Annotated in this window: 12 protein-coding genes; 8 read left to right on the forward strand and 4 right to left on the reverse strand. The window is 52.5% G+C overall.

Annotated elements, in window-relative coordinates; genetic code table 11:
• Window positions 1-183 precede the first annotated feature (183 nt).
• The 4 genes from NST29_RS16625 to NST29_RS16640 form a co-directional block, all read right to left on the reverse strand.
• Complete coding sequence (locus NST29_RS16625) at window positions 184-1,791, reverse strand: MDR family MFS transporter (RefSeq protein WP_033018382.1); 1,608 nt, start codon at window positions 1,789-1,791, stop codon at window positions 184-186.
• Window positions 1,776-2,699, reverse strand: coding sequence for a TetR/AcrR family transcriptional regulator (locus NST29_RS16630; RefSeq protein WP_033018379.1), 924 nt, complete (start codon window positions 2,697-2,699; stop codon window positions 1,776-1,778). Before NST29_RS16630 ends, NST29_RS16625 begins: the two co-directional genes overlap by 16 nt.
• Entirely contained in the window at window positions 2,692-2,832 is a 141-nt protein-coding gene (locus NST29_RS16635; RefSeq protein WP_033018377.1) for a hypothetical protein, read from the reverse strand. The genes NST29_RS16630 and NST29_RS16635 overlap by 8 nt, the downstream gene beginning before the upstream one ends.
• A gap of 171 nt (window positions 2,833-3,003) precedes the next feature.
• On the reverse strand, window positions 3,004-3,894 hold the full coding sequence (locus NST29_RS16640) for an ROK family protein (protein WP_033018416.1): 891 nt from the start codon (window positions 3,892-3,894) through the stop codon (window positions 3,004-3,006).
• 506 nt (window positions 3,895-4,400) lie between these two features.
• On the opposite strand from NST29_RS16640, the gene ssuE reads away from it, so the two are divergent.
• From ssuE to NST29_RS16680, 8 genes are all read left to right on the forward strand, one after another.
• Window positions 4,401-4,955, forward strand: coding sequence for an NADPH-dependent FMN reductase (ssuE, locus tag NST29_RS16645; RefSeq protein ID WP_033018376.1), 555 nt, complete (start codon window positions 4,401-4,403; stop codon window positions 4,953-4,955).
• A 111-nt stretch (window positions 4,956-5,066) separates the two neighbouring features.
• On the forward strand, window positions 5,067-5,975 hold the full coding sequence (locus tag NST29_RS16650) for a LysR family transcriptional regulator (RefSeq protein ID WP_033018374.1): 909 nt from the start codon (window positions 5,067-5,069) through the stop codon (window positions 5,973-5,975).
• A 102-nt stretch (window positions 5,976-6,077) separates the two neighbouring features.
• Entirely contained in the window at window positions 6,078-6,437 is a 360-nt protein-coding gene (locus tag NST29_RS16655) for a hypothetical protein (protein ID WP_033018373.1), read from the forward strand.
• Window positions 6,438-6,532: 95 nt separating this feature from the next.
• On the forward strand, window positions 6,533-7,651 hold the full coding sequence (locus NST29_RS16660) for an LLM class flavin-dependent oxidoreductase (protein WP_033018372.1): 1,119 nt from the start codon (window positions 6,533-6,535) through the stop codon (window positions 7,649-7,651).
• 114 nt (window positions 7,652-7,765) lie between these two features.
• Complete coding sequence (locus NST29_RS16665) at window positions 7,766-9,079, forward strand: LLM class flavin-dependent oxidoreductase (RefSeq protein ID WP_033842969.1); 1,314 nt, start codon at window positions 7,766-7,768, stop codon at window positions 9,077-9,079.
• Between the two features lie 55 nt (window positions 9,080-9,134).
• Window positions 9,135-10,388: an acyl-CoA dehydrogenase family protein gene (locus NST29_RS16670; protein ID WP_339232456.1), complete on the forward strand. Its 1,254-nt coding sequence runs from the start codon at window positions 9,135-9,137 to the stop codon at window positions 10,386-10,388.
• A gap of 13 nt (window positions 10,389-10,401) precedes the next feature.
• The gene (locus NST29_RS16675) at window positions 10,402-11,415 is read left to right on the forward strand and encodes a methionine ABC transporter ATP-binding protein (protein WP_033018369.1); all 1,014 of its coding nucleotides are present in this window, start codon (window positions 10,402-10,404) and stop codon (window positions 11,413-11,415) included.
• The gene (locus tag NST29_RS16680) at window positions 11,405-12,061 is read left to right on the forward strand and encodes a methionine ABC transporter permease (protein ID WP_033018368.1); all 657 of its coding nucleotides are present in this window, start codon (window positions 11,405-11,407) and stop codon (window positions 12,059-12,061) included. The genes NST29_RS16675 and NST29_RS16680 overlap by 11 nt, the downstream gene beginning before the upstream one ends.
• Window positions 12,062-12,174 lie beyond the last annotated feature (113 nt).

Here is a 12,174-nt window from a genome sequence, read left to right on the forward strand (position 1 = left end):
GGATGCTGCTGTGAGGCCGCCATGTGCGCCGCATGAATCGCTTAACCAATAAAAAACACGGAAGCTGCCATTCGCCCCCGTTCCCAGATGCTTTATCCGCTTCGGAGCGGTTTGTTCGTCGCAGCAAAAAAATGGCGGTCCGCCACCTGACCAAATGAGGCGCGGTCCGCCATTTCCCTTTCTTTACTCCGTCTCTCTTGCCTGCTTCATCGCCTCTGCCCGATCAGACAAGACAATCCGTTTCAAGCCGAACACTAACAGCAAGCCGACCGCGATAAACGCGAGCCCGAACCAAAAGACGGCTTGCAGGGAATCGACAAGCGATTGCTTCAGCACCGGCACGAACATGTCGCGCAGCGGCGCTGGAATTTTGGCCATCGCCTCCGGACTGAAGAGAACAGAATACAGCCCTTGCGGATCGCTGTGAATCATGTCCGCAAAGCGGTCGACAAGCCCTTTCGCCTGTGCTGGCAACGCTTCAAGTTTCGGCATCAACCGCTCATCGAGCAACGCGCTTGACCGCTCGTTCATCACGGCGCCGAGCACGGTCATGCCAAACGTTCCGCCAATGGAACGGAAAAACTGGCTCGAAGAGGTGACAACGCCAAGTTCCGATTTCGAGAAGCTTTCTTGCAAAGCAAGCGTCAAAATCGGCATGACCAAACCGGTGCCAAGGCCGAGAATCATCATATATAGCGTTGCCGTCCATTTCGACGTGTCGATTCCCATCGTGCCAAGCAGCCCAAACGCGGCAACCATCACGGCCATGCCTATGATCAACTGCGGTTTGACGCCAATCCGATAAACGAGCCGGCCGCCGATGACACTGCTGATGATCATCGTGATCATCATCGGCGTCATGATCGTTCCCGACTGGGTGGCGCTCACCCCGATGATGCCTTGCATAAAAAACGGCACGAACATAATGGCGCCAAACATGCCGATGCTCATGAAAAAGCCGATGCCATTGAGAAGCGTAAACGCCCGATTGCGGAACAACCAAAGCGGGATGATCGGCTCCGCGGCCCGCTTTTCCGCCAAGGCAAACAAGACAAAACCAGCCGCCGCCAAAGCAAACAAGGAAATGATTTGCCAAGACCCCCACGGATAGCGGTCGCCGCCAAACGTTAATCCGAGCAATAGACTGACAACTCCGACTGTCAAGGTCGTCATCCCTGCGATGTCAAATTTGACCGGCCCTTCGGCTTTGTATTTGCTTAATCCCATGGCGATCAGCACGGTGGCGACAATGCCGACGGGCAAATTGATATAAAACACCCAACGCCAGCTCAAGTGATCGACGATAAAGCCGCCGACTTGTGGACCGAGCACGGAAGCGAGGCCGTACAGACCGCCGAACACCCCTTGCCATTTGGCGCGCTCTTTGCCCGTAAACACGTCGCCGATGACCACCATCGCCATCGGCATCATAATGCCGCCGCCGATGCCTTGAAGGCCGCGATAAAGAATAAGCTGGGTCATATCGTTTGCCATGCCGCAAAGGGCTGAACCGATCATAAAGATGACGAGCCCGCTCACGTACACGAGCCGCCGCCCCAACAAATCAGCGAGTTTCCCAGCGATCGGCACGACTGTCGTTGATGTTAACATATACGCCGTCGTCAGCCACGTCATGATCCCCAACCCGTGAAGCTCGCCGACAATGCGCGGCATCGCGGTTCCGACAATCGTCCCGTCCAAAGCCGCAAACAACATCGCGATCACCAGTCCGGTAATCAACAGCGAACGATGCCGGATCGTACCGACCGGCGCCGTCAATGCTTTCTCCATGTTTCCCTCTCCCATCGCTCCGATTGTTGATACGCTTGAATTTCGTCGTTGAGCGCCGCCAAAGCGTCGGCGAGCGGAGGAGCCGCGTGTTGCCGCAAATACAACCGCAACGCCTCCACCAAATACGCTCTTGGCGACCCATCGCGGCCAAGCAGCTCCTCCTCCAACGCCGCGATCGCCTCAAGCACCTCCCGCGCCTGTTTCGAGCGAAGCTCCCGCGCCGCCGCGCGGGCAGCGGAAAACGCTGAAGCGAGCCGCTCGCGCTGCCGTTGTCGCTCCCGTTCTTCGAGCTCCACCCACGGTGCGAGCGATTCTTTCGTGAGCAGCGGCGGCTCATCAGCCGCAAAGCTGGCGACAATCGCATCGAAGCGGCGCGCGAGGAAGCGAGCGATCTCGTCCGCGTTCAACGCCTCCTCGTGAAAAAAACAATAAAACAAATATTGCCGGACAATGCCGTTGATCATCATGGCCACATCATACACGTACGGACGAACCGCCTCGCCGTAGACGTCTTCTAAGCGGGTGCAATACCACCAAAAAAGACGACCGTGCTGGCGGAACATATAACGCTCGACTTCCGGATTCACTTTCGGCAGCTGTTCCGACATGATCATGCGCAAAAAATCTTTATACTCATGAATATGGGAAAAGTGGGCCGACAGCTGGCGAATCCATCGCTCTTTTTCCGTCCCTTCCCCGTCGTCCGCTGTCAGCTCAGCCACCATTTTTTCGCTGTAGTGGCGAAGCACCGCCAAAAGCAAGTCTTCCTTCGAGGTAAAATGGTGGTAAAACGCCCCTTTAGAAATGCCCCAAGCATCCACCAAGTCCTGAATCGATGTCGCATGGTAACCTTTTTCGGCAAACAATTTCATCGCCATTTCAATAAATTGCGTGCGCCGTTCATCCATGGCAGCGGCTCATCCCCTGTTTGCCTGCCGTCAGCCAGGAACGATCCGACCGCAAGGCGATCCTCGGTTTCACCAAGCTAGCGCGCACGCCGCGCCGCCGCAGCCACTCCACCAACTTTCGCACATCCGTCATCGTTCTCGCCTCCACTTTTGACCGAATAGTCAATGTTATTATAAACGATCGTTATCGATTTATGCAAACATTTTACCAAACTTCTTTGACCGAGTGGTCAAAGATCCACAGATATTGTTTGAATGGGTAGTCATATGATGAATAGCGGCAAAATGACAGCGGTCGAGCGTCTCACGGACGCCGACCGCCCCTCATTGCTTGCTCCGCGGCGAGCGCCAACGCCCCGGCCACACCGGCGTTGTCACCTAACCCCGGAGATACGATATATTCCCCTATATTCTCCAACACCGCCTCATGCTGCACATAACCGTTCAATAGTTCCTGTACACGCTGGCGCACCAACGGCAAGATGGACGTCTGTTTCATCACCCCGCCGCCAACAATGACCTTCTTAGGAGATAGGATAAGCACATAGTTGGCGATGGCTTGGGCGAGATAAAACGCCTCGAGCTCCCAGACCTCCTTCCGGTCGGCCAGCTCCGCCCCCTTTTTCCCCCAACGCCACTCAAGCGCCGGGCCGGACGCCATGCCTTCCAAACAGTCGCCATGATACGGACAGATGCCGGCAAACGCGTCATCCGGATGGCGGCGAACGAACATATGGCCCATTTCCGGATGAAGCAGGCCGTGAAGCAGGCGACCTTCCACGACGGCGCCGACACCAATACCCGTCCCGACCGTCATATACAGGCAACTGTCAAGCCCTTGCGCCGCCCCCCAGCGCTGCTCGCCAAGCGCCGCGGCGTTGACATCCGTGTCAAAACCGATCGGCACCGGGAACGCTTGTTTTAGCGTGCCGACAACGTCGAAATTCGCCCACGCCTGTTTTGGCGTACTCGTTATGTGCCCGTACGTTGGACTGTCCGGACGCAAATCGACCGGGCCGAACGATCCGATGCCGATCGCCTCAACGTTGTGCGGACGGAAAAAGTCGATGACGCGCCCCATCGTCTCGTCCGGCGTCGTCGTCGGAAACACCGCCCGTTCACGGATGTTCCCTTGTTCATCGCCGAGGGCACAGACAAATTTCGTGCCCCCGGCTTCAATGGCTCCTAGAATCATACCGATTTCCCTTTCCTTCTCGTAGTGTTGATGTTCGATTTTGACGGCAGCCACCCTCTTTTTCTATGTTCGTTCTACCACCTTCGTCGGTTCCACTCGCCCACGAAAGGATCACCGACGGTGCCTTTCTTTATCGTATCAACGGTTCGCCCGAATTGTAAAGCGTGCGGCCGCGAACCTAGAGGAGCGGTGATGTAAGGCAACAGGCTGCTTACCAACCTCGTTTCTCAAATCGAAAAGCCCTGTGCCTTTCACACGCTCCCCCATTGCTCAAGAGAAACAATCGTTTTTCACCAGCCTCCTAGTAATTTGAAGAAAACAATCGTTTTACAACTTGTCCCGTTAACGTTTTTAGGCGCACCGATGTCACAACGATATCGTTTTACACGGCGCTGGTAGAAAAAATCTACATATCATGATTGACATGGCATTTATCATCATGATACGATGATCAAAACAAAGTATTCCTATATGAATTAACAAATATAGAAGGGGGAGGTGAAGCCGTGTCCACGATCGTTATTGTTAATGGAAATCCATCGCCGACATCGCGACTCAATGGACTCATTGACTATGCGGAACATGCTTTGCATCAAGCGGGATTCACGACTGAACAGATTCGTGTGGCCGATTTGCCCGCTGAGGATTTATTGCGGGCTCGATTTGACGGCCCCGCCATTGTCGCGGCCAATCAAAAAGTGGAGAAGGCTCAAGGCGTGATCATTGCCAGTCCGGTTTACAAAGCGGCCTACACGGGAGTATTGAAAGCGTATTTGGATTTGCTCCCGCAAAAAGGGTTACAACACAAAGTCGTTCTTCCGTTGTTTATTGGCGGCTCTCTCGCTCACCTGTTAGCCATTGACTACGGATTGAAACCCGTTCTGTCCGCCTTGGGTGCACGCTATATTTTGAGCGGCGTATACGCTGTCGATCAATGGGTAAAACGCCTCCATGAAGGCGGATACTCGTTGCCCGAAGAACTGACGCGTCGGCTCGATGAAAGCATATCAGAGTTGGAGTCTGCCATTCGGCGCCTTGCGATTCCAAGTTTCACAAACTAGCTCCATTCCACCTACTCTTCCTGTCATGATGAAAGCAGATTGACTTCAGCTGAAGGACAATCTGCTTTTTTGTGATCGAAAAAAGACGGGACAAGAAGGGAAAGAAACCCTATGGACTTACGCACCATTAAAACGTTCCAAACGGTTGTCAAACATAAAAGCTTCCAGCGAGCTGCTGAAGAGTTGAACTACGCGCAATCGACTGTGACGACTCATATCAAAAACTTAGAAGCAGAGCTCGGCATCACGCTCATTAAGCGAGGAAAACCGTTCCAATTGACCGAGGCAGGCAAATTGTTAAGTGAGAAAGGGGAATTTTTGCTCAAAAGCTTCGACCATTTACAAAAAACATTGAAAGAATGCATTGATGGCGAAAGAGGACTCGTCCGCATCGGGGTGATGGAGCCGACAGCCAGTCACCGTCTTCCTGCATGGCTCAGCGCCTTTCGGGACAAGCAGCCGAACATTCTGTTTACAATCCAAATTCATAGCAACCAAATGCTTGTGGACATGGTAGAGCGGGGAGACATCGATGCAGCCATTTGCGCAACACCCGAAACCATGGCAGGAGCGAGCTTTGAACCGTTGTTTTCCGAAGAAGTGGTGCTGCTTTCTCCGGCCTCTCACCCATTAGCGAAACGATCTGTCGTTTATCTTCGCGATTTGGCCGATGAACCGCTGCTTGTAACGAGCGCCGCCTGCCCATTTCGACGCAATTTGGAAAAACGCCTGGTGGAGTTAGGCATTCAACCTTTATACAAAACCGAGATTAGCAACATGTTGGCGCTGAAATATTATGTCCATGCTTCGCTTGGCATCGCTGTCGTGCCGAAGATTGCTGTCACTCCTCCTCCTGCAGGAACGGTGGCACAACCGATCGCCGATTTTCGCGATGGACTGACCGTTGGCATCTTACGGATGTTTACGAGTGAAGCGAGCCACCCCGCAACGGAAAAATGGATTCGCTTTTTGCTTGATCAATGTGCTGGCAGATGCTCTACGGATCTTCACATTTTTTGAACGATCACTTCTATTTTTTCAATTTTACAAATGGAAGCAGCTCCTTTATATTTTTTATTAAACCTATAAAGTTACTAGGAAATGATATGGAGGGGAACATTGATGATCATTGCCCTTGTTCTCGATGAGCAGGAAAACGTTGTCCCCATCATTGAAGGAGCGACCATTCGCCTTTATCACACGAGTTCGCAAACGTACGAAGACTATCCGAATATCGCCAAGCAGTTGCAAGGGGGACGCCGAAGCGCGGTTCTCCGTTTCGCCAAAGAAAAAGGAGCCGACGCCTTCGCTTCCCCGCCGAATATGTTTTGTGAACGCTCTTACGCTCAAGCAGTCGAACAACAAGTCAAATTTTATTTGTTGGAACAGCCGATTCCGTTCCGAGAATTCGAAAAGCGGTGGCAAAAAGGCCTGCTTTCATCAAGTGATCGGTTGCCTTCGGAAATGATTGTCGCCAGCTGACAAGCACCGCTCACGAACAACGATCAAAACGAAAAGCGCTCTGTTCTCTTTGACGGTCCCGCGATGATCCATCCCGATCACAAGGAGGCGGAAACATGATTGAATTTATTACGATGGCCCCGACATCTGGAGACAGCACATTCGTCGGTCTTGGCAGCAATTCGACGAACTTGAACAGTTGGACCGGAACGGACGAAAATCCAGAGCGTCCACCGACAGTCGAGTACATTGAGGCGATTGCGAAAGCAGCGGAAGCCCATGGCTTTTCCACGCTGCTGTTGCCGACAGGCGCAGGTTGCCTCGATTCGTTGGCCGTCGCTGCTTATCTGGCAGCGCGGACGACTAAATTGCACCTTCTGTTCGCCGCCCGTCCTGGCGCCACTTCACCTGCTATTTTTGCCAAACAAGTGGCGACGATCAATTGTTGGACACATGGGCGGGCATTGCCCAATATCGTGACAGGCGGTTCACCAAAAGAATTAGCGGCTGAGGGGGACTTTCTTGACCATGATACGCGATATGAACGAACGAGGGAATACATCCATCTGTTGAAGCAACTGTTTACTCTCCCTTCCGTCACGTATGAAGGACGGTTTTACCGTCTCGAAAACGCCTCGCTGTTTCCGAAACCCGCACAGCGCCCACCCATTTATTTCGGAGGCGCCTCGGACATTGCCAAAGAAGTGGCGGCGAAAGAAGCGGACGTGTACATGATGTGGGGCGAGACGTTCGAACGGATGAAAGAACGAATCGAGGAAATGAAGCAAAAAGCAGCGCATTATGGCCGGACGCTGCGTTACAGCATCTCGTTTCAAGTCGTGTTGGGCGAAACGGAAAAAGAAGCATGGGAGCAGGCCGATGCGTTGGTCAGCCATCTGTCGGAGTCAGCGAAACGAAAAAAGGACGAGCTGATTCAAAAGGGAGATTCGGTTGGTGCGAAACGATTGCACGAATTGATGAAAACGAGCGCCGAGCGGCGTTTCCAAATCGGTCCGAACTTATGGGCCGGGCTCACTCAAGTGCTGTCGGGCAACTCGATTGCGCTCGTCGGTACTCCCGAGCAGGTGGCTGATCGGCTGATTGAATTCATCGGCCTCGGCTTTGATTACGTATTGTTGCGCGGCTTTCCTCACTTAGAGACGATCGAGCAAGTAGGAACTTCCGTGATCCCTCTTGTTCGCGAGCGCCTTCGACAAACGGAAGTATGGATCTAATCGCGATTTGCAACAACAAGCCGGTGATTTGCGCGCTATCGGCTTGATCAACAAAGAGGTTCCTATTGCAAATCACATCTGGACACCGTCATCTACGAAAGGAGAGTCCATGGCATGCGTGTGCGGCAAATGAAATTCGGGCTGTTTCTCATGGGCGTCGGCCATCATATCGCCGCATGGCGACACCCCGATGTGCGGCCGGAATGGTGTGAAGATTTCACATTTTTTCGCCGCATTGCTGAAATAGCGGAACAAGGGAAGCTGGACATGTTGTTTGTCAGCGACGGGCTCGCTATCGAGCCGTTGTCTCACCCTGCCGAGATCGTCCGGCTCGAGCCGTTCACACTGCTCGCCGCTTTAGCAGCTGTGACCCATCGCATCGGGTTGGCTGGCACTGCTTCCACCACATACAATGAACCGTTTCACATCGCGCGAAAATTTTCCTCGCTCGATCATATTAGCCGCGGGCGAGCAGCGTGGAACATCGTAACGTCTTACTATGAGGAAGAAGCGTACAACTTCAGCCAAACGGCCCATTTGGAACATCGGCTGCGCTACGAGCGTGCGCGTGAATTTGTCGATGTCGTCAACGGTCTGTGGGAAAGTTGGGACGAAGAGGCACTGATTCGCGATCAATCATCCGGAATCTACTTTCATGCCGAAAAGTGGCGGCCACTAAATCATCATGGAACACATTTTTCTGTGCGCGGACCGCTGAACTCTTCGCGTCCGCCGCAAGGAAAACCGGTCTTGATTCAAGCCGGCTCATCACAAGACGGCATCCGTTTCGCCGCCCATGTTGCAGAAGTCGTGTTTACCGCCCAATCGACGTTGACTGACGCCCAGCGGTTTTACCAAACTGTGAAACAGGAAGCCGCACGCGCCGGACGCAACCCTGACCATATGTTGATCATGCCTGGCGTAGCCCCTTACATTGGCCGAACCGAACAGGAAGCAAGGGAGCAATATGAACAATTGCAGGAGCTGATCGTACCAGAGGTCGGACTGGCGTTTTTATCCGACTACTTAGGCAGCATCGACTTTTCGGGTTATTCACTGGATGATCCGCTTCCCGACGACATTCCAGAAACAAATGGAAACCAAAGCCGGCGTCAACTCATCATTGATCTAGCGCGCCGCGAACGATTGACGATTCGCCAATTGTACCAACGAATCGCCGGGGCGCGAGGGCACTTTACGATCATTGGCACTCCCGAACAAGTCGCGGACCAACTCGAATACTGGTTTCTCCAAGGGGCAGCGGACGGGTTTAATCTCATGTTCCCATATTATCCAAATGGACTGCAATCATTCGTTGAGCATGTGATCCCAATTTTGCAAAAACGCGGGTTATTCCGTCGCAACTATGAAGGAACAACATTGAGAGACCACTTAGGATTGCCGGTGCCAAAGTCGATCCGCGTGTGAGGAATCGAAAAATCAAGACCAATCGTCGAACATCGATCGAAAAGGAGAGATTCCATTGTCGTTTCCCGATGTCATCCCACAATTAGCCAATGATTTATCACAACTGTTTGTGAAAACGGAACGTCACGAACAACTGTTGCACCAGGCGGCCATGCTTGCAGAACAATTTCGCCAGAACATGCGGCAAATCGATGAAGAAGCGATGTTTCCGTTTGAGCATTTCAACCGTTTGAAAGAAACGAACTATTTGTCGTTGACCGTGCCCAACCAATTCGGCGGGCAAGAGTTGTCCTTATATGAATTGATTCTCATTCAAGAACGGCTTAGCCAAGGGGATGCTTCCACCGGGTTGTGCGCCGGTTGGCATTTGGGACTTGTCTACGACATTCGCGAACGCAACACATGGAATCGGCGCACCTTTGAATGGCTTTGCCGCGAAATTGTCGAACGAAAAGCGGTCATCAACCGGCTCGCCACCGAAGAAGCAACCGGAAGCCCGACACGCGGAGGAAAGCCGGTCACGACGGCAGTGAAACGCGATGGAAAATGGATTCTCACCGGAAGAAAATCATTTGCTTCAATGGCAGAAGCCTTGGACTACTCATTGGTGACCGCAACGATCGCCGATACGGGAAAAGTCGGATTTTTCCTCGTCGATCATCGACTCGACGGCATTCGCATTGAACAAACGTGGAACATGATCGCCATGCGCGGGACAAGAAGCGATGACGTCATTTTCGACCATGTCGAACTGCCTCAAGATGCTTTAGTCGAACTCGATCAATTGGAATTCGTCAAAGGAGGAGGAAGCCGAGCGTGGCTTTTGCATATTCCAGCCTGCTATTTAGGGACGGCCATCGCGGCGAGAAATTACGCCATTTCGTTTGCCTTACACTATCAACCGAACAGCGTATCCGAACCGATCATCCATCTATCGCACGTTCGGCAAAAAATCGCGCAAATGGACATGGAATTGTTTCAAGCTCGACATTTTCTTTATTTTGTGGCCGAACGATGGGATACGCTTCCAGAAAAACGCCCATTCATGGATCGGGAATTGGCAGCCGCCAAATATATTGCCTTAAACAGCGCCAACCGAGTCGTCGATTTGGCCATGCGCATCGTCGGCGCCAAAAGCTTGCAGCTTTCCAACCCGTTGCAACAATATTACCGCGACGTTCGGGCGGGATTGCATAATCCGCCGATGGAAGACGCTGTCTTGGAATTGTTTGCGTCCCAAGCCATTTCCAATGGAACGACAACCGCCAAAAAAGCAAACACAAATCCACATCCTTCTCCGACCATTTGAAAGGAGGAACGACATGATTGACATTGAACAGTTGACGAAAATCTACAACGTTCATCGGAAAGAAGTGGTCGGCGTCGACCATGTTTCCCTTTCCATCCAAAGCGGAGAAATCTTTGGCATCATTGGACATAGCGGCGCTGGAAAAAGCACCTTGCTCCGATGCATCAATTTATTGGAGCGACCGACATCCGGCCGCATCATCGTCGATGACACCGACATCACCGCCTTGTCTGGAGCCGCATTGCGCGAAGCGCGATTGAAGATCGGTATGATTTTTCAACAATTTTGCTTAATTCGTTCCAAAACGGTGTTTGAAAACATCGCCTTTGCCTTGCGGGCGGCAGGCAAGACAAAAACCGAAATCGAAACTCGCGTCCACGAGCTGCTAGAAATGGTTGGACTTTTGGATAAACGTGACGCTTATCCGTCTCAATTAAGCGGAGGGCAAAAACAGCGCGTCGGTATCGCCCGCGCCTTAGCCAACAATCCGACCGTCCTGTTGTGCGACGAGGCGACATCCGCCCTCGATCCAGCGACAACGTCTTCTATTTTGCAGTTGCTCAAGCAAATTAATCGCGAACTCGGCATTACCATTGTCGTCATTACGCATGAAATGGAAGTCATTAAAGAAATTTGCGACCGTGTCGCTGTGATGCAAAACGGCCGCATTGTCGAAATCGGCCGCGTATACGATCTGTTTACCCAACCGCAGCAGCCGTTGACCCGCTCGTTCGTTGAGCATGTGCTGCGCCTAGATGTTCCAGAACGTCTGCTTCAAGCGCGAACCGGAACGTTAGTGCGAATTTTGTTCCAAGGGCCTGCCGCTGAACAAGCCATCCTATCCGACACGCTGCAAACATTCCGTGTGCGCGGGAACATTTTGCACGGAAAAATTGAGTACATTAACGACACACCGCTTGGGGTGCTGCTGTTAGAATTGAGCGGAGATGAACAGGAAGTCGAGCGCGCCATTCGCTACATGGCCGAACGGACAAAAGGAGTCGAGGTGATCGATCGTGCCGCTTGAAACGCTGGCTCCAGAACTATTAAAAGCGTTCTGGGATACGTTGTACATGGTGGGCATTTCTCTGTTAGCCGCCGTCATCGCCGGGCTTCCGCTTGGGGTGCTCTTATTTGTGACAGATCGCGGTTTGTTTTGGGAAAACAAACCACTGCAAACCATTCTCGGTTTTCTCATCAACATCGTCCGCTCGATCCCATTTATCATTTTGCTAGTCGCCTTGCTACCGTTGACAAAACTGCTCGTTGGCACCACCATTGGTCCAACAGCAGCGGCCGTCTCGCTGTCCGTGGCCGCCACGCCATTTTTCGCCCGCATTGTGGAAACCGCTTTGCGGGAAGTCGATAAAGGCGTGATTGAAGCTGCTACCGCCGTAGGAGCCACTCCGTGGATGATTATCAAAGATGTTCTGCTGTCCGATGCTCTTCCCGGCATCATCCATGGGCTCACCATTACGGCAATCAGCTTGATCGGCTACTCAGCGATGGCCGGCATTGTCGGAGGCGGCGGTGTGGGGGATCTAGCCATTCGTTTTGGTTATTATCGATACGACAACACGGTGATGATTACAACGATTATCATTCTTCTCTGCTTAGTGCAGGTCGTCCAGTTTGTCGGCGACTCGATCGCCCGCTGGATCGATAAGCGATAAACGTTTCGCATGAGCGAAGCGCCTGTTCCGTCAAGCAACACTGGCCTCGCTTTCAACCGATAATGGCTGCCTTTTTTTGCGGCATTGACCAACCTTTTTATGAGGAGGAATCG

Source organism: Geobacillus sp. FSL W8-0026, assembly GCF_037966255.1.
Classification (GTDB): domain Bacteria; phylum Bacillota; class Bacilli; order Bacillales; family Anoxybacillaceae; genus Geobacillus; species Geobacillus icigianus.

Coding starts and splice junctions, on each gene's coding strand:
- NST29_RS16625 (WP_033018382.1), bottom strand. CDS start 1,791: ATGGAGAAAGCATTGACGGCGCCGGTCGGTACGATCCGGCATCGTTCG.
- NST29_RS16630 (WP_033018379.1), bottom strand. CDS start 2,699: ATGGATGAACGGCGCACGCAATTTATTGAAATGGCGATGAAATTGTTT.
- NST29_RS16635 (WP_033018377.1), bottom strand. CDS start 2,832: ATGACGGATGTGCGAAAGTTGGTGGAGTGGCTGCGGCGGCGCGGCGTG.
- NST29_RS16640 (WP_033018416.1), bottom strand. CDS start 3,894: ATGATTCTAGGAGCCATTGAAGCCGGGGGCACGAAATTTGTCTGTGCC.
- NST29_RS16650 (WP_033018374.1), top strand. CDS start 5,067: ATGGACTTACGCACCATTAAAACGTTCCAAACGGTTGTCAAACATAAA.
- NST29_RS16655 (WP_033018373.1), top strand. CDS start 6,078: ATGATCATTGCCCTTGTTCTCGATGAGCAGGAAAACGTTGTCCCCATC.
- NST29_RS16660 (WP_033018372.1), top strand. CDS start 6,533: ATGATTGAATTTATTACGATGGCCCCGACATCTGGAGACAGCACATTC.
- NST29_RS16665 (WP_033842969.1), top strand. CDS start 7,766: ATGCGTGTGCGGCAAATGAAATTCGGGCTGTTTCTCATGGGCGTCGGC.
- NST29_RS16675 (WP_033018369.1), top strand. CDS start 10,402: ATGATTGACATTGAACAGTTGACGAAAATCTACAACGTTCATCGGAAA.